This is a genomic window from Streptomyces sp. NPDC051569 (assembly GCF_044454085.1).
Classification (GTDB): Bacteria; Actinomycetota; Actinomycetes; order Streptomycetales; family Streptomycetaceae; genus Streptomyces.
In genome coordinates this window covers 356,699-379,360 of the sequence record NZ_JBITDJ010000002.1, presented here as the reverse complement: position 1 = coordinate 379,360, position 22,662 = coordinate 356,699, and the positions used below count along the sequence as shown (strand labels likewise).

General features: G+C 72.5%; 20 protein-coding genes, 2 tRNA genes and 1 pseudogene. 8 read left to right on the top strand and 15 right to left on the bottom strand.

The window, feature by feature from the left end:
- The first annotated feature begins 2 nt into the window (after positions 1-2).
- Positions 3-953 (top strand): D-2-hydroxyacid dehydrogenase, encoded by a 951-nt coding sequence (locus tag ACIBAE_RS04700; protein WP_399282342.1) that lies wholly within the window; start codon positions 3-5, stop codon positions 951-953.
- A complete protein-coding gene (locus tag ACIBAE_RS04695; protein WP_399282340.1) occupies positions 946-2,361 on the top strand; it encodes an amidase in 1,416 nt (471 codons plus the stop codon). The genes ACIBAE_RS04700 and ACIBAE_RS04695 overlap by 8 nt, the downstream gene beginning before the upstream one ends.
- A 70-nt stretch (positions 2,362-2,431) precedes the next feature.
- Here the strand turns inward: ACIBAE_RS04695 and ACIBAE_RS04690 are convergent, their stop codons facing one another.
- Positions 2,432-2,929: a DUF3830 family protein gene (locus ACIBAE_RS04690; protein ID WP_399282339.1), complete on the bottom strand. Its 498-nt coding sequence runs from the start codon at positions 2,927-2,929 to the stop codon at positions 2,432-2,434.
- A gap of 176 nt (positions 2,930-3,105) precedes the next feature.
- Here ACIBAE_RS04690 and ACIBAE_RS04685 point away from each other — a divergent pair.
- The 3 genes and pseudogenes from ACIBAE_RS04685 to ACIBAE_RS04675 form a co-directional block, all read left to right on the top strand.
- Positions 3,106-3,213 (top strand): annotated as a pseudogene (locus ACIBAE_RS04685) (twin-arginine translocation signal domain-containing protein); the annotation flags it as partial.
- Between the two features lie 212 nt (positions 3,214-3,425).
- Positions 3,426-4,187 carry an IclR family transcriptional regulator gene (locus ACIBAE_RS04680; RefSeq protein ID WP_399282338.1) on the top strand — a complete coding sequence of 254 codons (762 nt, stop codon included), beginning with the start codon at positions 3,426-3,428 and terminating at the stop codon, positions 4,185-4,187.
- A gap of 109 nt (positions 4,188-4,296) precedes the next feature.
- Positions 4,297-4,370 (top strand) — tRNA-Lys (locus ACIBAE_RS04675).
- A gap of 74 nt (positions 4,371-4,444) precedes the next feature.
- Here the strand turns inward: ACIBAE_RS04675 and ACIBAE_RS04670 are convergent.
- The 4 genes from ACIBAE_RS04670 to ACIBAE_RS04655 all read right to left on the bottom strand — a co-directional run bounded on the left by ACIBAE_RS04670 (position 4,445) and on the right by ACIBAE_RS04655 (position 9,136).
- Positions 4,445-4,933, bottom strand: coding sequence for a phospholipase (locus tag ACIBAE_RS04670; protein WP_399282337.1), 489 nt, complete (start codon positions 4,931-4,933; stop codon positions 4,445-4,447).
- Positions 4,934-5,173: 240 nt separating this feature from the next.
- Entirely contained in the window at positions 5,174-5,764 is a 591-nt protein-coding gene (locus ACIBAE_RS04665) for a lytic polysaccharide monooxygenase (protein WP_399282336.1), read from the bottom strand.
- Between the two features lie 196 nt (positions 5,765-5,960).
- The gene (locus ACIBAE_RS04660) at positions 5,961-7,550 is read right to left on the bottom strand and encodes an SPFH domain-containing protein (protein ID WP_399282335.1); all 1,590 of its coding nucleotides are present in this window, start codon (positions 7,548-7,550) and stop codon (positions 5,961-5,963) included.
- A gap of 11 nt (positions 7,551-7,561) precedes the next feature.
- Complete coding sequence (locus ACIBAE_RS04655) at positions 7,562-9,136, bottom strand: peptidoglycan-binding protein (RefSeq protein WP_399282334.1); 1,575 nt, start codon at positions 9,134-9,136, stop codon at positions 7,562-7,564.
- 184 nt (positions 9,137-9,320) lie between these two features.
- Here ACIBAE_RS04655 and ACIBAE_RS04650 point away from each other — a divergent pair.
- Positions 9,321-9,394 (top strand) — tRNA-Lys (locus ACIBAE_RS04650).
- Between the two features lie 58 nt (positions 9,395-9,452).
- Here the strand turns inward: ACIBAE_RS04650 and ACIBAE_RS04645 are convergent.
- The 9 genes from ACIBAE_RS04645 to ACIBAE_RS04605 all read right to left on the bottom strand — a co-directional run bounded on the left by ACIBAE_RS04645 (position 9,453) and on the right by ACIBAE_RS04605 (position 18,680).
- A complete protein-coding gene (locus ACIBAE_RS04645; RefSeq protein ID WP_399282333.1) occupies positions 9,453-10,127 on the bottom strand; it encodes a class F sortase in 675 nt (224 codons plus the stop codon).
- A 1-nt stretch (position 10,128) separates the two neighbouring features.
- Positions 10,129-10,746: a hypothetical protein gene (locus ACIBAE_RS04640; protein ID WP_399282332.1), complete on the bottom strand. Its 618-nt coding sequence runs from the start codon at positions 10,744-10,746 to the stop codon at positions 10,129-10,131.
- A 113-nt stretch (positions 10,747-10,859) separates the two neighbouring features.
- The gene (locus tag ACIBAE_RS04635) at positions 10,860-11,639 is read right to left on the bottom strand and encodes an HAD-IIA family hydrolase (RefSeq protein ID WP_399282331.1); all 780 of its coding nucleotides are present in this window, start codon (positions 11,637-11,639) and stop codon (positions 10,860-10,862) included.
- 212 nt (positions 11,640-11,851) lie between these two features.
- Entirely contained in the window at positions 11,852-13,288 is a 1,437-nt protein-coding gene (locus ACIBAE_RS04630; RefSeq protein ID WP_399282330.1) for an alkaline phosphatase family protein, read from the bottom strand.
- The gene (locus ACIBAE_RS04625; protein WP_399282329.1) at positions 13,285-14,049 is read right to left on the bottom strand and encodes a phosphonatase-like hydrolase; all 765 of its coding nucleotides are present in this window, start codon (positions 14,047-14,049) and stop codon (positions 13,285-13,287) included. The genes ACIBAE_RS04630 and ACIBAE_RS04625 overlap by 4 nt, the downstream gene beginning before the upstream one ends.
- Before the next feature lie 14 nt (positions 14,050-14,063).
- Positions 14,064-15,185 carry a TIGR03364 family FAD-dependent oxidoreductase gene (locus ACIBAE_RS04620; protein WP_399282328.1) on the bottom strand — a complete coding sequence of 374 codons (1,122 nt, stop codon included), beginning with the start codon at positions 15,183-15,185 and terminating at the stop codon, positions 14,064-14,066.
- Positions 15,186-15,322: 137 nt separating this feature from the next.
- Positions 15,323-16,090, bottom strand: a complete 768-nt coding sequence (locus tag ACIBAE_RS04615) for a GntR family transcriptional regulator (protein WP_399282327.1) — start codon at positions 16,088-16,090, stop codon at positions 15,323-15,325.
- 133 nt (positions 16,091-16,223) lie between these two features.
- Positions 16,224-17,447: a hypothetical protein gene (locus tag ACIBAE_RS04610; RefSeq protein ID WP_399282326.1), complete on the bottom strand. Its 1,224-nt coding sequence runs from the start codon at positions 17,445-17,447 to the stop codon at positions 16,224-16,226.
- Between the two features lie 114 nt (positions 17,448-17,561).
- Positions 17,562-18,680 carry an ROK family protein gene (locus ACIBAE_RS04605; protein WP_399282571.1) on the bottom strand — a complete coding sequence of 373 codons (1,119 nt, stop codon included), beginning with the start codon at positions 18,678-18,680 and terminating at the stop codon, positions 17,562-17,564.
- Positions 18,681-18,814: 134 nt separating this feature from the next.
- Here ACIBAE_RS04605 and ACIBAE_RS04600 point away from each other — a divergent pair, with 134 nt between their 5' ends.
- Positions 18,815-19,912 (top strand): Gfo/Idh/MocA family oxidoreductase, encoded by a 1,098-nt coding sequence (locus ACIBAE_RS04600; protein ID WP_399282325.1) that lies wholly within the window; start codon positions 18,815-18,817, stop codon positions 19,910-19,912.
- Positions 19,909-20,415, top strand: a complete 507-nt coding sequence (locus ACIBAE_RS04595) for a heme-degrading domain-containing protein (RefSeq protein WP_399282324.1) — start codon at positions 19,909-19,911, stop codon at positions 20,413-20,415. Before ACIBAE_RS04600 ends, ACIBAE_RS04595 begins: the two co-directional genes overlap by 4 nt.
- 71 nt (positions 20,416-20,486) lie before the next feature.
- On the opposite strand, the gene ACIBAE_RS04590 is transcribed toward ACIBAE_RS04595, so the two are convergent.
- Complete coding sequence (locus ACIBAE_RS04590; protein WP_399282323.1) at positions 20,487-22,652, bottom strand: SUKH-4 family immunity protein; 2,166 nt, start codon at positions 22,650-22,652, stop codon at positions 20,487-20,489.
- Between the last annotated feature and the right edge of the window lie 10 nt (positions 22,653-22,662).

The window sequence follows — 22,662 nt, the reverse complement described above, 5'->3', positions numbered from 1 at the left end:
CCATGCCAGCACCCGTCCTGCTCGTCCTGCGGGCCGATCCTCCGCCCCGGCTCGGCCGGCTGACCGGCCGGGCGGAGATCCGCTACGCCGACGAAGACGGCCTCGCGGCCCAACTCCCCCACGCGGACGCGCTCCTGGCCTGGGACTTCACCTCCGACGCGGTACGGAACGCCTGGCCGGGCGAGGGCCCCAGGCCCCGCTGGGTACACACCGCGAGCGCCGGCGTGGACCGGCTCCTCTGCCCCGAACTGATCGCGTCCGACACCGTCGTCACCAACGCGCGCGGTATTTTCGAGGGCCCCATCGCCGAGTACGTGGCGGGGCTGGTACTCGCCATGGCGAAGGACCTTCCCGGCACCCTGGAGCTCCAGCGCCAGCGCCGCTGGCGCCATCGCGAGGGTCTGCGGGTCGCGGGCAGCCGGGCGACCGTCGTCGGCGCCGGCCCGATCGGCCGTGCCGTCGCGACGACGCTGCGCGCGCTGGGCGTGACGGTCGCCGTGACCGGCCGTACGGCACGCCCCGGTGTGCACGGCCCAGAACAGCTGGACCGGCTGCTCACCCGCGCCGACTGGGTGATCTGCGCGGCGCCGCTCACGGACGCGACGCGCGGGATGTTCGACGCGCGGCTCTTCGGTCTGATGCAGCCCTCCGCGCGGTTCATCAATGTGGGGCGCGGACAGCTCGTCGTCGAGGACGATCTCGTCGCCGCCGTGTCCAACCGGTGGCTCGCGGGCGCGGCGCTCGATGTCTTCGACCGGGAACCGCTGGGCCCCGACAGCCCGTTGTGGGACGTTCCGGGCGTGATCGTGTCCCCGCACATGAGCGGCGACACGGTCGGCTGGCGCGACCGGCTCGGCGCCCAGTTCGTCGATCTGTACGAACTCTGGGCGGCCGGAAAGCCGCTCCCGAACGTGGTGGACAAGAAACGTGGGTACGTCCCCATGCATGACTGATTCCACGCCCACCTTCCTCACCGACCTGACCGCGCGCCAGCTGCTGGCCGGCTACGAGAAGGGCGACTTCTCGCCCCTCGACGCGACCCGCGCCGTCCTGGAACGGATCGAGACGGTCCAGCCGCTGGTCAACGCCTTCGTGCGGGTGGACACGGAGACCGCCCTGGCCCAGGCGGAGGCGTCCACCGGGCGCTGGCGCCGAAAGGAGCCGCAGGGGCTGCTCGACGGGGTTCCGGTCTCGGTGAAGGACCTCATCCTCCAGCGCGGCGCCCCCACCCTGCGGGGCTCCCGGCTGGTGCGGCCCGACGCGGCCTGGGACGAGGACTCACCGGCCGTGGCACGGCTGCGCGAGCACGGCGCGGTGCTCGTCGGCAAGACGACGACCCCCGAGTTCGGCTGGAAGGGCGTCACGGACTCGCCGCTGACCGGGGTGACCCGCAATCCGTACGACCTGACCCGGACCTCGGGCGGTTCCAGCGGCGGCAGCGCGGCGGCCGTGGCGCTGGGCGCGGCCCCGCTGTCCATCGGGACGGACGGCGGCGGCTCGGTCCGTATCCCGGCGTCCTTCTGCGGCATCTTCGGCATGAAGCCGACGTACGGCCGGGTGCCGCTCTATCCGTCCAGCCCGTTCGGCACGCTCGCGCACGCCGGGCCGATGACCCGGGACGCGGCGGACGCCGCGCTGCTGATGGATGTGATCAGCGGCGCGGACGCCCGGGACTGGTCGCAGCTGGCCCCGGCGCCGCCCGTCAGCGGCTCGCTGGCCGAGGGCGTCAAGGGCCTGCGGATCGCGTACTCACCGTCCTTCGGCGGCCAGGTCGCGGTGCGGCCCGTGGTGGCCGCGGCCGTACGCCGAGCGGTGAGCCGGCTCGCCGAGCTCGGCGCGTACATCGAGGAGGCCGACCCGGACATCAGCGATCCGGTGGAGGCCTTCCACACCTTGTGGTTCAGCGGTGCGGCCCGGCTGACGCAGCCGTTCAGCAAGGAGCAGCGGGAGCTGCTCGATCCGGGGCTGCGGGAGATCGTCGCGGCGGGTACGCGCGCCGGCGCGCTGGACTATCTGGCCGCCGTGGACGCGCGGATGGCCCTGGGCCGCAGCCTGGGCCGCTTCCACGCGTCGTACGACCTACTGGTCACACCGACCCTGCCGATCACCGCGTTCGAGGCGGGGCGGGAGACGCCCCAGGGGTCGGGGCTGCGCCGCTGGACCGGCTGGACACCGTTCACGTACCCCTTCAACCTGACGCAGCAGCCCGCCGCGACCGTGCCGTGCGGGGTGGATGAGGACGGGCTGCCGATCGGACTCCAGCTGGTCGGGGCCCGGCACGCGGACCCGCTGGTGCTGCGCGCGGCGCACGCGCTGTACGAGTCGGACGCGGCCCGGATCCCGGCACCGACCGGGAGCTGAGCAACCGGCCGGGAGCCAGGGGCGGCCGGGAGCCAGGGGCGGCCGGGAGCTGAGCCCCCGGCCCAGGCCCTTACGCCCGGCGGAAGCTGAGCGTCTCGCCGATGGCGCCCGCCCGCCACAGATCCTGGCAGGCGTCCGCCATCCGGTCGAGGCCGTCCACGACCGTGCCCCAGACGATGCCGGGTACCCAGCCCGCGTCCCCGTTGATCAGGAGATTGTTCCGCTCGTAGAAGAGGGCGAGGTCCACGACGGTACGGCGGCCGCGCACGGCCTTCTCGTCGTATCCGTAGGCCGACGCACCCAACTCCGTCTCGGAGAAGGTGAAGTAACAGAGATCGCCGGGGATGGGGGTCACGGTCGGATTCTCCAGCGGCGGCTCCTCGGCGGCGAAGGCCGGGAAGAGCGCGTAGATCTCATTGCGCGCGTACTTCGCGTGGTAGACGTCGGAGCCCAGCGGCAGCGCCTCCCATACCGCCGCGCAGGTGACCGGAGCCCGGTCGTCGAGGAGCTTCGCGGTGCACTTCACGCCGCGCTTGTCGAGTGATACCTCCACATAACGGTCTGTCATCCCCGCAGCCTGCCCGGCATTCGCGACCCCACACGCCCGGTCGTTCCGGGCCACGGAAAGGTCACTCTCCGGACACTGTTCGATTACACCCCCCTCCTCCGGCATCGAACAGGCCGATCGGGCAGGCACACCCCATTGCCCGCAGCGCTCACCCCCACTGGAGAGATGGCGAATCCATGGCTGACTTCCCGAACCTGTCCCGCCGGAGCTTCCTCGGCCGCACGGCGGCCGTCGGCGGACTTCTCACCGTCCCCGGCCTCCTCACCGCCCGCAGCAGGACGGAGCCGGAGCACGCACGGACGCGCGCATTCCTCGGCGCGGTGCTCTGACCTCATCTTCCGCCGCGTAAGTGTGCCGCTGGCATATGCCAGCGCGGTGCGGCCCAGCCTACGGCGGTGGGGCCGCACCTCCGCAGTTGTCAACAGCCCCTCCACGACGAGCCCTTCGCGGCTATCGTGTCGCGTGAGCTTGCGGTCACAACCTGCTAGGGGGAACCGTGGTGCTGAAGCCGGAGCCGACCTCCGCGCCGACCCGCTCGGCGCACTACGTCCTGCGCGTCCTGGAGGCCGTATCCAGGCACGGCGGCGGGGTGACCGATACGCAGATCGCCCGCGAGAGCGGGCTGCCGGCCGGGCAGCTGGCTCCGCTGCTCTCCATGCTGCGGCGCGAGGGATACGTCACGCAGGTCGCGGACGGCGCCTATGTGATCGGCGACTCGCTGGTCCTGATCGGCTCCGGCGCCGCCCGGCAGCGGGCGGTCGAGACCAAGCTCCAGGAAGCCCTGACCGGCCTGCGCGACGCGGTCGGCGCGGCGATCTACCTCAGCCGGTACATCGACGGCGAGATCAAGGTCACCCAGATCGCGGACAGCCCGCTCACCCCGGCGGTCAACGAGTGGGTGGACTTCCGCTCCACCGGCCACGCCAGCGCGGTCGGCAAGTGCCTGCTGACCCAGCTGGACCAGAACGCCCGCCGGGACCACATGGACCGCCACAAGATCGCCCGCTTCACCTCCCGGACGATCACCAGTGAGCGCCTGCTGTTCTCCCGGCTGGACAGCCAGCCGCCGACGGTCCCGGTGCTCGACCTCCAGGAGTACGCGGTGGGCACGGTCTGCGCGGCGGTCCCGCTGACGGCCGGGTCCGCCGTGGGCTGCCTCGCCCTCTCCCTCCCGGTCGAGCACGCGCACCGGCTGCGCGCGGCGGCGGAGACCCTGCACCGCGGGGCCGCGCCGATGGCGCTCTCGCTGACGCTCTGAGCGCGGGGGCCCGGCGCCCCGGGGGCCCCGCGTTCCGGGCCTCGCAGGGCTGCCGCACGCCCTGGTCCGGAGCACTCCCGGAGACCGGGTATTATTTTCGAGTCAGCAGGCGCCGCTAGCTCAGTTGGTTAGAGCAGCTGACTCTTAATCAGCGGGTCCGGGGTTCGAGTCCCTGGCGGCGCACAGACAGGGAAGGCCCCTCGCGGAAGCGAGGGGCCTTCCTGCTTGTCCCGCTTGCGTGCCCCGGGGCCGGTGCCTCAGGCGACGGAGCGGGCGCCGTCGACCACGACGGACTTACCGAAGATGTCGACCGCGTGGTAGTACGTCCACGCCGTCGCGTCGCAGGACGCCTTCGAGACGCCGGAGTACGCCGCGCACACCCGCTTCAGGTCCGCGTAGAGAGCGGAGTCCAGCCGCGCCTTGTTGGCCGGGAAGGTACCGGCCGCCTTGTAGTTGCGGTAGCCGAAGTCGTGGCGGGCGCAGGCGGTCTGGAAGGGGAAGCCGAAGGGGTTGTCGGGCGACGTCGAGCAGTAGTCCGTGGACCAGTCGAAGCCGTAGGACGACCAGGCGCCCTGATTCCCGCGGGCCGCGACCCAGGAGTTGTAGCTGGCCGCGGACTCCTGCGTGAAGCCGCTCAGGACCTGCGGCTTGTCGGCGGGTGCGGCGGAGGCCTGACCAGACGTCAACAGCATGGCGGGAAGGGCGAGTATGGCTGCGGCGAGCGGGAGCGCCAGGCGTCTGCGCATTACGGATAACCTCCGGACGAGAATGGGGGGAAGCACGTGAAACGCGGCCGCCGCACGGGTCTACGCGCGATGACCGACGCCGGAATGCTCCCGCACATCGCGTCGTCAGGAAACCCCTTGAAGATGAACACGCGGCCACACCAGTCGAGTTGACGGTTCCGGCCATATTTGTCGCGTCCGATATATCCGTCTCGGAGGTGGCGGACCGGCCGTCCCGCCACCCCCGAGACGCCGTTCAGATCAGAACTGCACGTCCGAGCACGAGTAGAACGCGTTCGCCGTGTCAGCGATCGTCCATACCGCCACGATCATGTGCCGGCCCGACTTCGACGGCATCGTGCCCGAGTGCGAGAGCGTCTCCGGGGGCTGCTGGTTGTTGTACGGCACCGTCAGGAACGGCTGGGTGTCCAGCGCCGCGCGGGTGAGCGGCTGGGACGAATTCCACCCGTTCTTCGTGATGTAGTACTTGAAGTCCGTCGTGGCGTGCCGGGCGGTGAACTGCCAGCGGAACTGGTAGCTCTGGCCCGCCGTGACCTTGGTGGTGGGCCAGCCGGTGCCGCCGCGCTGGTCGTCGAGCTGCGCGAACTGGCTGTTGCCGCCGGAGCAGATCTTGCCGTCGGCGGGACCCGCCGCCGGGAAGCCCTTGGGCCCCTCGACGCTCTGCGGCTCCCACTGGATGTTGCCGCAGTTGGTCACCGTGCCGTTGGCACAGAGCTTCTGGCGGCTGAGGGGCTGGTCGGTGTAGCCGTGGCTGCTGGCGCTGCCGGTGGCGAGCAGGGAAACGCCCGCGACCGCGAGGCCGACCACGGCCGCGCCTATCTTCTTTCGCATGCTTCGCTCCAGAGAACGTGGGGAGTTCGGTGAGCCGTGCGTGTGCTGCGACAGGTACACGTGTGCCGCGACAGGTACGGGACGCGTACCGAACGCGTACCGGCCGCGTGCGAGATGAGCGGTTCTGCGGTCTAGACCAAGTCGTAGAGTATTAACGGAACTTGACCGTGTCCATAACAAGCGCGGCCCAGACCTGTCAGGCTCTCTCCCCGGCCCCCTGCCGACCTGTGTAAAAGGCCACGGTGAGGTCCTTGACCAGCGCTTTGCGCTCGTAGTCGTCCAGTTCGACGAGTCCGCGCGAGGTCAGCCGGTGAACGGTGTCCTCCACCGAGTCGACCACGGCGGTCAGCACACCGTCCCGGTGCCTGGCGTCGATCACCGCGATCCGGCTGCGCCGCATCGCCGCCGCGATCTCGGGGGCGTACTCGATCCGCGTCGGCTGGGCCGAGAAGATCTCCACGCCGACGGGCCGGCACTCCGCCGCCAGCATCCGGGTCAGCGCGTCGCCGACCGCCTCGGCGTCCCGCAGCGTCGGCCCCTCGTCGTGGAACGCGTCGGCGGGCAGCTGCGAGAGCACCCGCGCCGTCGCCGCCTCCACCTGCTCGCGCAGGTACTCCTCGTGGTCCTTGACGCCGAGGACCGCCCGTACGGTGTCCCTCACCCGCCAGACCACCAGCACGACGACCCGCAGCGCCGTGCCGTTCGCGTCCACCGCCGGCATCGGCTCACCGCGCCAGTGCCGCAGCCGTACGTCCACCCGGCGGCGCAGCAGCAGCGGGCTCACCCAGAGCAGGCCCGTACGCCGCACGCTCCCCCGGTACTCGCCGAAGAGGGTCAGCACCCACGCCCGCCCGACCTGGCCACGGCCGAGTCCGCCGAAGGCCAGGACCATGACCAGCACGCCGAGCACCAGCAGGGCCCGCTGCCCGAGGCCGATACCCCGGTAGGGGGCCGGGACCATCCCGAACGACCGCGTCAGGGCGTCCGGTACGGCCCCGGCCCACCACATCACCGCCCCGCACCCGAGGAGCGCCCCGAGACCGACGAGCGCGGCGGACCAGCCGGGCAGAACGGGCCCCGGCCGTTCACCCAGCTTCGGATCGACCGGCGGGACGGAACGCGACGGCCCGGCCGGCCCGGGCTCGGGGGCGGACACCCGCCGTACCCGGGGCTGCTCCCCGGTCCCCCGCCGCCGCCCGATGACGGTGGGCCTGACGGGAAGCGGGTCCCCGGCGCCCTCCCGGGCCCCGGCCTCCTCGCGGAAGAGCAGGTGTACGGGGATCTCCTGGGTGCTCTCGCCGACGATGAGCGGAGTCCAGCGGGCGGTCTCGGCGCCGCCGGCCGTACCCCGGAATTCCGGCTGCCGGGGCCAGGGGCCGGCGGGCGCCGGGCCCGGCGCGGTGCCCATAAGCGGCTCCAGCGGCAGCAGGCCCGGAGGCAGCGGCTCCAGCGGCAGCGGGCCCGGAGGCAGCGCATCCAGCGGCAGCGGATCCAGCAACTCGGTCTTCGGGCCGCTCAGTTCCTGATCGCCGTGGTAGCCGCCGTCGCCGTCGTAGCCGCCGTCATGGGCACTGCCGCGGTGGACCGCGGCCGCGTCGTTGTCCCCGGCCGTTTCACGGCTCCCGGCTACGCCTCGGTCCTCGGCCTCGCCCGGGGACACCAGCGCGTCCGCGAGGGGGACATAGACGTGACAGCCCGGTTCGGGCCGGGGCCGTCGCGTCGGCTCGCCGCGTGACGCGCCCCATGACGGCGGCCCGTCGTCGCTCGGTTGCACGGTCGTCGTCATCCTTGCCTCCGTCATGCGAAGAGTCGCCGCCAGGTGTGCGGGCCGGGGTACCCGTCCGCCTCGGTACCGCGCCAGCCCTGGGCGTGCTGGAAGGCCTCGACGTTGCGCCGGTCGGCCTCGGTCCAGCGCGCTCCGGGACCGGAGGTGTAATGCCGGCCGAAGCCCTTCTTCACGAGCTGCCTGCCGAGCCGCTCGACGTACGGCCCCGCCGCGCCCGGCCGGAAGTACCGGGCGCCCGGGAAGGCCGGCGCCGTCCCCGTGTCTCCTCGGCTTCCGCTCCCGCCCCCGGCGCCTCTTTCGCTCCGTGTGGTGGCGCGGCCGCTCGCCCCGCTGCCGCCCGCGCCCGCCGGCGGGATGTCCTTGCCCAGGCCGTCGACCAGGTACCGCCAGGTGTTCGGCCCCGGCAGCCCGTCCGCGTCCGCGCCGCGCCAGCCCTGCGCGCGCTGGAACGCCTGGGTCGCCCTGCGGTCCGCCTCGCCCCAGCGCGGCCCCGGGCCCTGGCTGTAGAAACGCCGCCCGCCGCGTTCCACCAGCATCTCGCCGAGCTGCCGCACGTACGCGTTGTCGGCGCCCGGGCCGAAGGACCCCGCCCCCGGATACGCGGCCCGCTCGCCGGTCTCCGCACCCGGCCCGCTGCCGCCGCCGCCGGGATCCTGCTCGGTCAGCCCCTTGTAGCGGTAGGGCACGTACTGGGCGGAGTTGTTCCAGTACGCCATCGGCGTGGACTGCGAACGGGTGCTCGGCGGGGTCTGCTCGTACGCCACGTAGTAGGAGTGCGTGTAGTCGGTCCAGCCACCGAAGATCGTGACGTGCGAACCTTTGTTCGGGTCGGATGGGTTGTGGAAGAGGAGGATGTCGCCGGGCTCCAGCTCCTCCCGCGTGATCTTCACCCCGTACTGCGCCAGGCTTCCCGTCCACTCGTTGCCCGCGAGGTTCCACGCCATCGAGACGTAGCCGGAGCAGTCCTGGCGATACCCGTCGGACCAGTACTTCTCCATGTTGTACGGCACCTTCGCGTTCACCCACCGCTTGGCGCGGTTGATGATCTCGGCCCGGGTGGACTTCCGCAGCACCGGCCGGCTGGAACCCGGGCCCGGCAGCGGCTGTCCGTTCAGCGGGCCGCTGCCGCCCTGCGGCGTCGACGGCGCCGGATCGCCCACGGGAGCGACGCCGGATTCGGGACCAGGCTCGGGGGCGGGCTCGACGATCGGTTCGGCGCCCGGTTCGACCGGATCGGCGCCCGGTTCGGCGGCCGGGCGCGGGGTCCGGCCGCCGTCGTCCGGGGCCGGACCGGGGGCCGGATCCAGGACCGGGCCGGGGGCGGCGTCCATGCGGGCCTGGCCCGTCAGCGGGCCCGGCGGCGGACCGGCGGACGGTCCGGCCGCCTGCGCCACGCCCGCACCGGTCGCGCTGAGGGCGATCCCCGCGGCGGTCGCCAGCACCAGCGCCCGCCTGGCGCCGTGCGCGGCCGGGTGACCACCCGCCCGCACCGGCAGCCCCCGAGCCAGATCGCGCCGCTGCTGGGCGCATCCGGGGCAGGAGCAGTCACGAGCGGGCTCGTACTCCTCGAAGACCGGGACGGTCATGCGATCCCCTCCACACTCATCAAGAAATTTGGGACGCGGCGGCGCGGGCGCCGGTGTCAAAACTGTCCGGACAAATCGCATTTTGACGGATCAAAGGGAAGAAAGGACTATCCGACAGGCCGCAGCGCCCATCGAATGGTCGGGATCATGCGTGGCGATCGGGTAGAGTTCTCCAGGTCAGCAGGCGCCGCTAGCTCAGTTGGTTAGAGCAGCTGACTCTTAATCAGCGGGTCCGGGGTTCGAGTCCCTGGCGGCGCACGCGCAGGAGAAGCCCCCTCACATCACGTGAGGGGGCTTCTCTCGTCTCGACAGGCGCTCAGCCGGCGCGCGGTTCGCTCACACCCGTCAGGTACGCCGACACCACGACGTTCGCCGTGTAGGCGCCGGCGGCCCGGTCGAACGTTCCGCCGCAGGTGATCAGCCGCAGCTCCGCGCGGGATTTCTCGCGGGGCCCGTAGACCTTCCGCGCGTTGAAGTGATCCCGGCTGAAGACCTGGATGTCGTCGATGGTGAACTCGGCGACCGTGCCGTCGGACCTGGCCACCCGGACCTTCCCGCCGGGCCGGGCCGCGCTGAGCCCGTAGAAGACGGCGGGCTTGGTCTTGGTGTCGACGTGGCCGACGAAGACCGCGGTGCCCTTCGCGCCCGGCTGGACACCGTCGCCGTACCAGCCGACCGTCTGCGGGGTCTCGTACGGCGGCGGGTCGACCGCCCCCGCCCCGTCGAGCCCCCGGGACACGATCGGGGCCGTGATCCCGATGGAGGGGACGTCCACCCGCTCCGGCCGCGCCGGCTCCAGCGGGGTGCGGGCCGGTGGCAGCGCCACCCCCAGCGGACGGCCGACGGCCGCCACGTCGCCGGTGGTGGGCGCCGACTCCCCGGCGCCCTCGGTGGCGTCGCGGCCCCAGAGCCACAACCCCAGCAGCAGTACGGCCCAGGCCACTCCGGTCATCAGCCTGCCGGTGCCCGCCGAGCGGTCCCCGTCGGACATGTCAGTCCGCGTCCCGCGCGGCCGTGCGCTGCCGCCGTACGCTCCTGAAGGCCACGGCGACCGCCGCCACCCCGGCCAGGACCAGGCCGATCACCGCGTGCGGGGTGCCCGGGCCCGCCGCTTCGGCGGCCTCCCGCTTGTCGGCGGCCAGCGTCGCCGTACCGCCGCCGCCGGCCCGTACCGGCGCGAACGGCGTCTCGTGGTGGCCCGGCCGCTCGTCATGGTCGGGCCGCCCATCATGATCGGGCCGGGAATGGTGGATGACCTGGACGGTGCCCGAGCCGGAGTGGCCGTGCCCGTCACAGCTGACGTTGATCTCGTAACTGCCGGGGCGGGCCGACGACTTGATCGTCGTGTCGCCGAAGAGCGGCGAGTCACGGCCGTCGTCCCGGCCCGACAGCTCCGCGTTGGCGACGAAGACGGGGGACGCGGCCACGCCCGAGTGGCTTCTGCACCCCTCGACGCGGATCGCGACCTCACCGCCGGCGGCGATGGCGGACGGGGTGATGGTGACCCGTACGGAGTCGTGGGCCTGAGCGGCGGTGGCGCCGAGGACGGGGGCCGCCACCAGGACGGTGAGGGCCCCCACGGCACGGAGAGCGAGCAATCCTGAACGCATCGTTAACCTCCTGATGCGTCCAGACTCACCCGCCCGGTGTGTTTCCGCATCCGCAGCGCACGGCTACCGGCCCCCATACCATTCGCACACCGCCCTGACGTGCTCGGACACGCTCAGACCCGGTCGACGAGATCGGCGATCGAGTCAACGACCGACGAAGGCCGGTACGGGTAGCGGTCGATGTCGGCCGGGGTCGTGACACCGGTCAGCACGAGGAAGGTCTCCATCCCTGCCTCCAGACCGGCCAGCACGTCGGTGTCCATCCGGTCGCCGATCATCGCGCTGGTCTCGGAGTGCGCGCCGATGGCGTTGAGTCCGGTCCGCATCATCAACGGGTTGGGCTTGCCCGCGAAGTACGGGGCCTTGCCGGTCGCCTTCGTGATCAGCGCGGCGACGGCGCCGGTGGCGGGCAGCGGGCCCTCGTTCGAGGGGCCGGTCTCGTCCGGGTTGGTGCAGATGAACCGCGCGCCACCGTTGATCAGCCGGATCGCCCTGGTCAGGGCCTCGAAGCTGTACGTACGGGTCTCGCCGAGCACCACGTAGTCGGGCTCGTGGTCGGTGAGGATGTAACCGATGTCGTGCAGCGCGGTGGTCATGCCCGCTTCCCCGATGACGTACGCCGTGCCGCCCGGCCGCTGGTCCTCCAGGAACCGGGCGGTGGCCAGCGCCGAGGTCCAGATGTTCTGCTCCGGCACGTCGAGACCCATCCGGGAGAGCCGGGCCCGGAGGTCACGCGGGGTGTAGATGGAATTGTTGGTCAGAACGAGGAAGGGCTTGCCCGACTCCCGCAGCCGCTTGATGAAATCGGACGCGCCCGGGATCGGAACCCCTTCGTGGATGAGGACGCCGTCCATGTCGGTGAGCCAGGATTCGATCGGCTTGCGCTCGGGCACTGGACTGTTCTCCGCTCTGCGGTGGCCAATAATCCGCTGATCCACTGATCCGCTGTCGGCACTGTCCGATCGGATATCGGGATCGTCCGGCTCGCCCAGCCTAACCACGGCGTGCCGTGGACGGAGCGGCCGTCCACGGCACAGTCCGGCCCATGGGCACAGTCCGGCCCACGGGCACAGTCCGGCCCATGGGCTCACTCCGGCCCGTGGGCTCAGTCCAGCTGGACGCCGTCCAGCGCCCAGTACCAGGCGTCGTCCCCGCTGTACCGGAAACCGACCCGCACCTGCGTCGCGCCGGCCGGTACCTGGAGCGGGATGCTCTCCGACCTGGCCACGGCGTCCGCCGTGTAGCTCCGCACGACGGCCGACTGGGATCCGTCGTACGAGACGAGCACCTCGGCGCGCTGCCCGGCCTCGTGGCGGTAGTGCGTCCGGAATCGCAGATACCGCGTGGTCCCGCCGGTCACCGGCCTGCGGGGACCGGTGAGCGTGGAGTCGAACGCCGCCGTGCGCGGCTCGGCGGCCCAGCGGCCGGAGTCGGCGACGGCGAAGACACCCCGGGCGCGCACGTTCAGTTCGCGCCCCTGGTCGCGTTCCGCACGGCTCCAGAAGGCATCGGTCGTGAAGGTCCAGCCGTGCCAGACGGCGGCCCCGCCCGTACCCATGCGGGAGTTGTCGACGGACCAGCCGGCGGGCGGGGTGTGGGTGAAGCCGGACTCCGGCCGGCCGAGCTCCTCGAAGTCGTCCTGGTGCCGGATGTCGAGCGGAACGCCGTCGAGACCGGTCGTGGGGACTCCGAGATGGGCGAGGGCCGTGGCGGCGACATCGACGAGCTTGACGTCGTCGCGGACCGAGCCCGCCGGGATGCCGGCGCCCGTGGCGATCACGAAGGTGGAGCGCTCGGCGTCGGAGGAGCCGCCGTGGCCGCCCGCGTCGGTGTGGCCATGGTCGGTGGCGACCAGGATCCGCCAGTTCTCCCGGTGGTACGCGGGACGGGCGGCGAGCGCGTCCAGCAGCTGACCGATCCGCGCGTCGACGCGGGCGATGGCGTCCAGGTACTGCTGGCTGGCGGCGCCGTGCAGGTGGCCGGCCTCGTCCGCCTCGCAGAAGTAGACGAAGGCGGCGTCCGGGTCCCCGTCGCGCAGTTCGGCGGCGGCCGCTGTCGCGATCTTCGGGTCCTCGACGTCGTACCCGTTGCCGTCGCCCTCCAGGCTGAGCCGCTTGTCGATCTTCGCTGAGAAGACCGGGCCGTTCTGGAGGGTGGAGGTGAGCGGCTCCCAGTCGGCGGCCGCGTAGGTGCGCAGGGCGGGCGCCGCGTCCTTGATCCGGGTCAGGAAGTCCGGGTGCGCGTCGAACCGCTTGCCGACGAAGGTGTTGTCCTTGACGCCGTGCTTGTCGGGCCAGACACCCGTGGCCAGGGTCGACCAGCCGGGCCCGGACATGGTCTCGGCCATGGGCAGCGTGTAGAGACCGCTGCGCGCGGTGAGCCCCTCCGCCATCAGCCCGGTGAGGCGCGGGGCGTCGGCGTCGGCGACCCGGTCCAGGAGGACCCCGTCGATACCGATCACGAGGACCTTGGCGGTGACCGCGTCGCTCAGGCCCGTACCCGCGTCGCGCGGGCCCGTACCCGCACCGACATCTGCGGTCATGCTTCCACCCGGGCGAGCAGGTCCGGCAGCTCGGCGATCGAGCCGAGGACGTGGGTGGCGCCGTTGGCCTCCAGCTGCCCCTTGTCATGGGCGCCGGTGAGGACGCCCGCGACGACGCGCGCACCGGACCGCACACCGCTGAGCATGTCGTACGACGTGTCGCCCGCGACCGCGATCCGCTGGACGCCGTCGACCGCGCCCGACCGCAGGAAGGCCGCGAGGACCATGTCCGGGTACGGACGTCCGCGCCCGCCCGCGTCGGCCGGGCAGAGGGTGAAGTCCACCAGGTCCTGCCAGCCCAGGGCGGCGAGGATCGCGTCCTGGGTGACCCGGGCGAAGCCGGTGGTCAGGACGACCGTCCGGCCTTCGGCGCGCAGCCGCTCGATGGCCTCGCGGGCGCCGGGAACGGGGGCGATGTGCCCGGCGGTGACCAGCTCGCCGTACGCCGTCTCGAAGGCGGTGTTGGCCTGCTGGGCCTTCTCCTCGTCCCCGAAGAGGTGGCGGAAGACGGAGATCTTGGACTCGCCCATGGTGGCGCGCACGTAGTCGATCATGGTCTCGGGCTCGGCGCCCATGCGCCGTACCGCCACCGTGAACGCCTGCTCGACCAGGCCGCCGTCGGCGACGGTCGTCCCCGCCATGTCCAGCACGACGAGCCTGATGCCGGTGCTCCCGGCGGAGGCGGTCTGCTCGGCCTGCTCGGTCTGCGCCGCCTGCTCGGTCTGCGCCGTCTGCGCCGTCTGCGCCGTCTGCTCAGTCATCTCGGTCAACTTCCTCACCAGTTCAGTTCGTTCGCGGTCTTCTCGGCGATGGCGGGCGAGCAGGTCATGCCACGGCCGCCGGGGCCCGTCACCAGCCACACCCCGTCACGCACCTGCTGGCGGTGCACCACGCGGGAGGTGTCGGTGCACTGTGCGTACACCCCGGCCCAGCGGCGCCGGATCTTCGGCAGCGGCCGGCCGAGGAACGACTCGACGACCTCGGTGAGGTGTTCGTACGGGTCGTCGAGCAGGTCGAAGGCGAAGGGGTGCTCGTACTCGTGCGTGTCGCCGATGGTCAGCCCGCCGTCCCGGCGCTGCACCATGAGCAGCTGCATCCGGTGCTCGGCGGCGGTGGGCGCCTGCGCCTGGCCGGTGTTGAGCGCGTCCAGGGCCTCGCTCGCGTACGCCGGGTAGTAGCGGAAGCTGTCGGCGTCGGCGACGGAGGTGGTGAGTTCCTCGCCGAGCGGGTCGGTCTGCATCATCTGCAGGCGTACGCGGCGTACGGGCAGGTCCGGGACCAGCTCGCGGACGAGGCCGCCGAGCCAGGCACCCGTACAGAGGATGACGGCGTCGCCGGTGTGCACGTCGCCGTGGTCGTCGCGGACCGCGCGCTCACCGATGACCTCACGGACCTCACGGCCACCGAGGAAGGTGTAGCGGCCGGACGCCAGCAGTTCCTTCTTGAGCGCGAGCTGGGCGGTGCGCGGCTCGACGGCCGCGTCCCGCTCGCACCACAGGGCTGCCGTGAAGTCGCCGCGCAGCGCCGGGTTGACGGCGCGCGCCTCGTCGGCGGTGAGCAGCTTGTAGCCGCGGGCGGCGGCGTCGGGGCGGGCGATCGCGGCCTCGGCGACGGCGAGTTCCAGCTCGGTGCGGACGGGGGTGAGCGAGCCGCAGGCGCGGAAGCCCAGGTCCGGTACGCGCCGGCCGATCTCCTCCCACAGCTCACGGGCGCGGAGCGCGGTCTCCAGCTCCTCGCCGCCCGCGCGGCCACTGACCCAGATCTGCCCGAAATTACGGAGGGAGGCTCCTCGCGCCTCGGTCTCCCGCTCGATCTGTACGACCTCGTGGCCGCGGTTCACTGCGTGCCAGGCGTGCATGGTTCCCACCACGCCGGCTCCTACGACGATGACTCTCACGACGGCAACGCTCCTCGGGGGTGGTGACCGGTGGCGGTCCGGACGGCGACGGGAGGGTGAACGGGCCCGCAAGTTTGGACCAGACCCGTTATGTCGCCGTTATGCAAGGTGCGCGAGGGTGCCCGTGCGGCGGGCTCTCAGTCGCGGACCCGGTCCAGGTGGGTGGTGAAGCTGAAGCGGTCGCCCCGGAAGAGCGTGCGCACGCGTTCCAGCGGGCGGCCCGCCGTATCGCGGGAGACGCGGTGGAGCAGCAGCATCGGGAGGGCCGGCGGGGTGCCGATGAGCAGCGCCTCGCGCGGGGTGGCCAGGACGGTCTCGATCCGCTCGTCCGCGTCACCGAAGGCGACCCCGAGCCGGTCGCGGAGATAGGCGTAGAAGGACGAGTCGGGGTCGAACTCCGTTCCGAGGGAGGGCGCTTGGGCCACGGCGACGTAGGTGCTCTCCAGGCCGACCCGTTCGTCGTCGGCGAGCAGGACCCGCTCCATGTGCCAGACCGGTTCGCCGCGCCCGATGCCGGTCTCGGCGGCCAGCGCGGGCGGACACGGGAAGCGGTCGATGGAGATGAGACTCCGGCCCGGCTTACGGCCCTGGCGGCGGACGCCTTCGGTGTAACTGGCGAGCGAGAGCGGCTGCTCCAGCTTGGGCCCCGCGACGACGGTGCCGCGCCCCTGTCGGCGCAGCCGTCCCTCCAGCAGGAGTTCGCGCAGCGCCTGGCGCACGGTCTCGCGGGAGACCTCGTACCGTACGGCGAGATCCCGCTCGGTGGGCAGCGCACCGCCCTCGCCCAACTCCTCTATCAGGACGGCGACATGGGCCTTGACCGCGTAGTACTTCGGGATACGGCCGTGTTCGGGGATGCCGAAGCGTACGGGTGCGCCAGGTGCCTGGTCGTTCGGGTAGTCCACCGGGGGATGTTCGCACGGGGGCGGCGGGCGGGTGCGCGGAGGTACGGGGACGTGCGCGGAGGTACGGGAAGTGCGCGGAGGTACGGGAAGTGCGCGGAGGTACGGGGAAGTGCGCGGGAGGGCACGGCGGGGCTCAGGGCCTTCCGGCCTCACGCCGCCTCACACCGGCGACCAGGGCGGCTCCGACGGCGAGGAGGACAGCGGCGGCGGCCGCCGCACGGCCGGGAAGGTCGCCGGGGCCCGTGGCCGCCAACTCGGGGAGGGCGGGGGACGCGGGGGTGATGGCGGGCGCGGGGGCGGACGAGCGTCCGGGGGTGGAGGAGAGGCCGGGGGTGGAGGAGAGGCCGGGAGTCTCAGCGGTGGAGGGCGCCGGGGTCGTGGCGGACGCGGAGGACCCGGGGGTGGCGGGGGCCGTGGTTACCGGCGGGCGCACGGGCGCCCGCGACGCGTCGGCCGATCGCCGGCGGTCGGGACCGGGCGTACGGACAGGCCGGCCGGGGTCCTCACGGGTGGGGTCGTCCGGAGCGGTGGGGTCGTCGGGGGTGGCGGCAGGGCTGACGGCAGGCAGCGGGGCGGAAGCACTCGGGTGGCCGCCCGGGCCGGTGGGCGTCGGCGTGCCGACAGGGAAGGGCGCGGGCGTACGGCCGCCGGCATCCCGCCCGGCGTCGACAGCGGGACCGTCCGTGACCTCCGGCTCGGCAGCGGAGTCGGCGTCCGCGTCCACGTCCGTATCCGCGTGCACATGGGCATCCGCATCCGCATCCGCGTCGGCGTCGCCTTGGCGGACCGTGAAGCGGTAGGCGTTCGACTCACCGACCCAGTCGCCGTCGTCCCCCCGTCGCTGCACGGTCGCGGCGTTGACCAGGATCTCGTTGGGGAGCGTATCGGCGGCGAAGGCCAGTCGCGCGCGGACGGTGACGGTCTTCCCCGCGGGCACGGCGAATCCGGCGGAACCGTCGTCGAGGACGCCGATGGTCTCGTCCTCGTCGGACTTCGCCAGCGACATGGCCCGCCAGTGCCCCTTGTCGTCCGTGATCTCCAGCGTGAACTGGGACGCGTCGAGGGCGCGGTCACGGTCGACGACGACGATGACGGGGTGGATGTCCCGGCACACCTCGTCCGTGGTGTTGGTGAGATCGAGGGACCACTTCCGGGCGCCGCCCCCGGGCCGGTAGGTGGTGGGTCCGCCATGGATCCGGGTCCTGATCGGAAAGTCGGGATCGGACGCCCTGCCGCACGTCCGGCCGGTATCCCGCGCCTGAGCGGGCGGGAGCAGCCCGGGCAGCACCGTCGGCGCGATCGTCGCGGCTGCCGTGACTCCGATGGCGAGGGTGTGACGCAGTCGCATGGTGGGCACGGCCTTTGCTGATCGCGAGGCGGTCGGGTCGGAGCACGTCCGACGCTGCCACGAGCCGCCGGACCTGACCGGATGTCGCACCCCCGAACAGCCTGAAAGTATGACAAATACGCCTCAACGGCCCAGTTCCGCACCCCGGCGGTGCCCGAACACCGGGGCCAGGACCAGCTGCGCCGCCCCTTCCGCGACCAGGTGCGCGCCACCCTCCGCGACGGCCACCGGGACGACCGCGCCCCGGGAGCGTTCGGCGACGGCGGCGCCCACACCGCGTACGAAACACTCCTCGTTCGCCGCGACCGTGCGCCCGCCGAGCAGCACCCGGTCGATGTCCAGCAGCCCGACCAGGTTCGCCGCCCCGGCGCCCAGCACCCGCGCCGCCTCCGCCAGATCGCCACGGCCCGCCGCCGCCAGGCAGAGCGCCTCGATACAGCCTCGGTTGCCGCAGTCGCACACCGGCCCGTCGAGCTGAATGACCTGGTGGCCGAACTCCCCCGCCCCGGTGCGCTCCCCCCGGTGCAGCGCCCCACCGAGGACGAGGGCGGCGCCCAGGCCCGTACCGAGATGGAGGTACGCGAAGGAGTCACCGGGCCCGCGCAGGGAAAGCCCGAGGGAGGCGGCGTTGGTGTCCTTGTCGAGGACCACGGGCAGGCCGAGGCGGGCGGCGAGGACCTCGCGCAGCGGAAAGCCGTCCCACTGCGGAAAGCCGGTGACACGCCCCGGAACACCGGTGGCGTGGTCGAGGGGCCCAGGCATCGCGACCCCGACGCCCAGCGGCTGTCCGCGACGAGACCCGGTGTGCGCTCGTACGGTCTCCACCTGGGCCGCCGCCGCGTCGACCACCCGCTCCGCCCCCGCGCCGAGGTCGAAGGGAACGGTCCGGGCCCGGACCGGCGTACCGGCGAGATCGACGAGGACCGCCGTCAGTTCGTCCCGGTCGAGATGCAGGCCGACCGCGTGCGCGGCCGACGGAACGAGCCGCAGTACGGTCCTGGGCTTGCCGCCCGTCGAGGCCCGGCGTCCGGCCTCCGCCGCCAGGCCCTCCGTCCGCAGCCTGGCGGTGATCTTGCTGACCGCCTGCGGGGTGAGGCCGGTGCGCTCGGCCAGCTCCAGCCGGCTGATGCCACCCGCGCCCGCCGTACGGAGCAGGTCGAGCACGAGCGCCGCGTTGTGGCCGCGCAGTACGGGGAGGTTGGCGCCGGATCCCGACGCGGCGCCGGCCGTGGCGTCCGCCATGCTGCCCGCCGCGACGCCCGCCGCGATGTCCAACCGCGCGTCAACCCTGCGTTCCTGTGCACCGTCGCCACTGTTCACACCGGCCATTGTCCACCGCCCTTGCACTTTGGCAACAGCGTTGCTTAAGTGGGCGCATGACTGGTACCGGCACCCCTCTGCGCGTCGGACTCGTGGGCTACGGCCTGGCGGGCTCCGTCTTTCATGCCCCGCTCATCGCCGCCACCGAGGGCCTTGTCCTCGACACGGTCGTCACCTCCAGCCCGGAGCGGCGGGAGCAGGCGCGCGCCGAGTTCCCGGACGTGCGGTTCGCGGCCTCGCCGGACGAGCTGTGGGAGCGGGCCGGCGACCTCGACCTGATCGTCATCGCCTCCCCCAACAAGACGCATGTCCCGATCGCGACGGCCGCCCTCCAGGCCGGCATCCCGGTCGTCGTGGACAAACCGATCGCGGGCAGCGCGGCCGAGGCCCGTGAGCTGGCCGCGCTCGCGGAGGAGCGCGGACTGCTGCTCTCCGTATTCCAGAACCGCCGCTGGGACAACGACTTCCTGACGCTCGCCCGTCTCATCGAGGCCGGCGAGCTGGGCGACGTACAGCGCTTCGAGTCCCGGTTCGAGCGGTGGCGTCCGCAGCTCAAGGGCGGCTGGCGCGAGTCGGGGGCCACCGAGGAGATCGGCGGGCTGCTGTACGACCTGGGCAGCCACATCGTCGACCAGGCGCTGACGCTGTTCGGCCCGGCGGTCCGGGTGTACGCCGAGGTGGACGCACGCCGTCCGGGCTCCGCGACCGATGACGACGTCTTCATCGCGATCACGCACGCGAGCGGTGCCCGCTCCCACCTGTACGCGAGCGCCACCACCGCCCAGCTCGGCCCGCGTTTCCGGGTGCTGGGCTCGGCGGCGGGCTATGTGAAGTACGGCCTGGACCCCCAGGAGGCGGACCTGCGCGACGGCAAGCGGCCGGGCACGGACTCCGGAACCGGCTGGGGCGTGGAGCCGGAGTCGCTGTGGGGCCGCGTCGGGGCGGGCGAGTCGCCGGTCACGGGCGGCGGTGAGCCGGTGGAGACGGAGCCGGGCGACTACCCCGCGTACTACGCCGGGATCGCCGAGGCCCTGCGCGAGGGGTCGACACCGCCGGTGACGGCTCACGAGGCCGCGGCGGCGCTCGACGTACTGGAGGCCGCCCGCCGCTCCGCCCGGGAAGGCGTCACGATCACGATGGAGACCCACGCATGAGCACCCCCGCGAACACCCCGCCGGTCACACCACCGGCCGCCCCGCCGGTCACCGTCGCCGACATCGAGGCCCAGGAGGCGCGCCTGGTCCTGAGCCGCTTCACCCACGAGGACGCCTGGACACTCGGCGGTCTGCTGGCCGAGCTGGCGCGGGAGCGCGAGCTGCCGGTGACGGTCGACATCCACCTGGACGACCGGCTGGTGTTCCGGTCGGCGCTGCCCGGGTCCTCGGTGGGCCAGGACTCCTGGATCGAGCGCAAGCGGCGCGTCGTGGCGCACTACGGCGTCAGCTCGTTCCTGGTCGGCGCCCGCTTCCGGGCCGAGGGCACGACGTTCGAGGAGTCCTCGGGTCTGGCGCCGGAGCTCTACGCGGCGCACGGCGGTTCCTTCCCGATCACCGTGCAGGGCCAGGGCATCGTCGGCACCGTCACGGTCTCGGGCCTGCCCCAGGCGGAGGACCACGCCCTGGCGGTCGAGGCGCTGGACCGCCTGCCGCGCGGCTGACCCGCGGCTCCTCCCGGAGACCGCGCGACGGGCCGTGACGGCGGAGCTCCGCCGTCAGGGCCGTCGCGGGCCTACAGGTAGGGGAAGTTGTCCGCTTCCTGTACGTGCTGCCAGGAGCGGGACGAGGCGGCGGCGGGATCGATGGCGGAGAGCCAGGCGCCGAGTTCGGTGAGGACATCCGCGGAATCCGCGCCGCCGGATTGCGTGTAGGCGAGCATGTACTCCCACTGCAGGGCGACCATGGCCGCGAACTGGGCCGCCGTAGCGCCGACGAACGGGTCACCGGGCCAGGCGGCGTCCGGGGAATCGCCGGTGGCCTGACGGAGGATCTGGCCGGTTGTGCCATCGAGGTAGAGATCGCCGCCGATCCAGGTCCCGAGCCGGTAGAACGGCCCGTCGCCTTGCGGTGTCTCGTACGACCGGGTGCCCTGCCAGGGCTCTTCCCGGAGTCCGGTGACGCCCAGATTCACGGTGTCGAGGCTGTAGAAGCCGGAGACGGCGGGGAATCCGGTGTGGGTGAGGAAGTCGCGGGTGCTCCGGTGGGTGAGTCCGGCGGGGAGCCGGTCATCGCTCAGTACGGGGACGTTCTCCGAGCCGAAGACAGCCGTGAGGCGGGCCCGGGAAGCATGGCGGACTTCCTCGTCACACGGGCGGGGCGTGACGCGACCGTACGGATCGACCTGGGGCAGGGCCTTGGGCGCGGTGTGGGTGGCCGCCCATTCCGGGTCCATCCGCACGGCGTGGACGGACCCGGTGCCGCCGAGGACCACCAGCTCGCCGACAGCCACCGCGTCCGTGGCGCCCGCCAGGGGGAGCGTCCACGTCACGCTCGGATCGGCGACAAGCTCCAGGCGCACCTCGCGGCTGTTCACGTCGGGCCGCCAGAGGGGCGGCGGGACGGACGTATGCGGCTCCGGCGTTCGCCCCTCTTCCGGCCCCTGCCCCTCCACCAGCTCTCCGGTGGCGGCGTCCCAGGGGAGTTCCGTACCGTCCTCGTTCGTACTGATCACCCGCCCGCTCGCGGGATCGGCGCGCAGGTACTCGATGGCGCCTGTCCAGGTCCGTGTCGCGGGGATGCGGCCGGACCCGCCGGGCCGCCAGTTCGTCCATGGTGTCGTCCACGGCAGCGGCCCGGCGGCCGACGCGAATGCCTCCGCGCGTTCCGTGTCGTCCCAGCACAGCGCGTTGTGGTGCAGCAGGGAGACCCACTCCTCCTGAGAGGCGGGGGCCGGGCCCAAGCGGTGGAGGTAGTGCAGCCGCGCGGCGAGGGAGCCTCCCGGAATACCGTCCGGGAAGGCCGCTCCCAGCCCTTCCAGCACGGCGGTGTACTCGCACCGCACCAGATGGCGGGGGTCGGCCAGGAACTCCTCGAACAGACCGGCCGCGGCGGCGTGGGCGGGCAGCGCCCTGACCGCGTAGGCAGCGAGCGGATCGCCGCCCCCGCCGTCGAAGCCGCCATCGAGACCGCCATCGAGACCGCTGCCGAATCCGCTGCCGAACAGCCTCCGGACGATGGTCTGTTGACACGCGCGGAAGGTTTCGGCCGGCATCTGTCGCCGGATCCGACGCGCCACCGACTCCCGGGCGAACCGCACCGGGAACTCGGGCTCCTCGTCGACACACAGCAGCGTCAGGTCACTTGCGAGGATCCGCAATTCGGCCTCGTCGATGTCGTGTCCGAGCACGGCGCAGAGCGCGGCCCACTCCTCGAAGCGCACCCGCCGGGGCTCGGCCAGCGCCAGCGCCCGCAGCGCGGAGAGCCGCCGGGGCTCGCGCGTCCCGTCCGGCAAGGCGACCGCCGCGCCTTCGCTCTCCAGCAGCACCGCCTCGGCGCCCTCGTGGAGACTCTCCACGGAGCTGTCCACCTCGACGACGAACCGGACTCCCGTGCGCCGGAAGTACGAAGCGAAGGTACTGACCACCGGGTTCATGATCCGGCGGGGCTCGACCGTCGTACGGGTGGCTCCCGACCATTGCGTATTGGCGAGGAGGACGACTCGCTGCTCCTCCAGCTCCTCCATGTCGGATTCGAGATCGAAGAGATCACGGAACGATCCGTACGAGACACCGACGGCCCGCATCACACGATCCGTCAACTCCTCGGCGGAAAGCCCGGCCGCGTCGACGAGCACGGCATTGGCCGCCTGCTCGGGCAGTTCCTCCAGCAGTCGGCTCTTACCGGACATGGATTCCCCGTCGAGGAAGAGCCTTCCACTTTTCGGATCGGAATCGGACACCCACTCCATA

Coding starts and splice junctions, on each gene's coding strand:
- ACIBAE_RS04600 (WP_399282325.1), top strand. CDS start 18,815: ATGACTGGTACCGGCACCCCTCTGCGCGTCGGACTCGTGGGCTACGGC.
- ACIBAE_RS04630 (WP_399282330.1), bottom strand. CDS start 13,288: ATGACCGCAGATGTCGGTGCGGGTACGGGCCCGCGCGACGCGGGTACG.
- ACIBAE_RS04645 (WP_399282333.1), bottom strand. CDS start 10,127: ATGTCCGACGGGGACCGCTCGGCGGGCACCGGCAGGCTGATGACCGGA.
- ACIBAE_RS04700 (WP_399282342.1), top strand. CDS start 3: ATGCCAGCACCCGTCCTGCTCGTCCTGCGGGCCGATCCTCCGCCCCGG.
- ACIBAE_RS04655 (WP_399282334.1), bottom strand. CDS start 9,136: ATGACCGTCCCGGTCTTCGAGGAGTACGAGCCCGCTCGTGACTGCTCC.
- ACIBAE_RS04690 (WP_399282339.1), bottom strand. CDS start 2,929: ATGACAGACCGTTATGTGGAGGTATCACTCGACAAGCGCGGCGTGAAG.
- ACIBAE_RS04640 (WP_399282332.1), bottom strand. CDS start 10,746: ATGCGTTCAGGATTGCTCGCTCTCCGTGCCGTGGGGGCCCTCACCGTC.
- ACIBAE_RS04625 (WP_399282329.1), bottom strand. CDS start 14,049: ATGACTGAGCAGACGGCGCAGACGGCGCAGACGGCGCAGACCGAGCAG.
- ACIBAE_RS04670 (WP_399282337.1), bottom strand. CDS start 4,933: ATGCGCAGACGCCTGGCGCTCCCGCTCGCCGCAGCCATACTCGCCCTT.
- ACIBAE_RS04595 (WP_399282324.1), top strand. CDS start 19,909: ATGAGCACCCCCGCGAACACCCCGCCGGTCACACCACCGGCCGCCCCG.
- ACIBAE_RS04695 (WP_399282340.1), top strand. CDS start 946: ATGACTGATTCCACGCCCACCTTCCTCACCGACCTGACCGCGCGCCAG.
- ACIBAE_RS04665 (WP_399282336.1), bottom strand. CDS start 5,764: ATGCGAAAGAAGATAGGCGCGGCCGTGGTCGGCCTCGCGGTCGCGGGC.
- ACIBAE_RS04660 (WP_399282335.1), bottom strand. CDS start 7,550: ATGACGACGACCGTGCAACCGAGCGACGACGGGCCGCCGTCATGGGGC.
- ACIBAE_RS04605 (WP_399282571.1), bottom strand. CDS start 18,680: ATGGCGGACGCCACGGCCGGCGCCGCGTCGGGATCCGGCGCCAACCTC.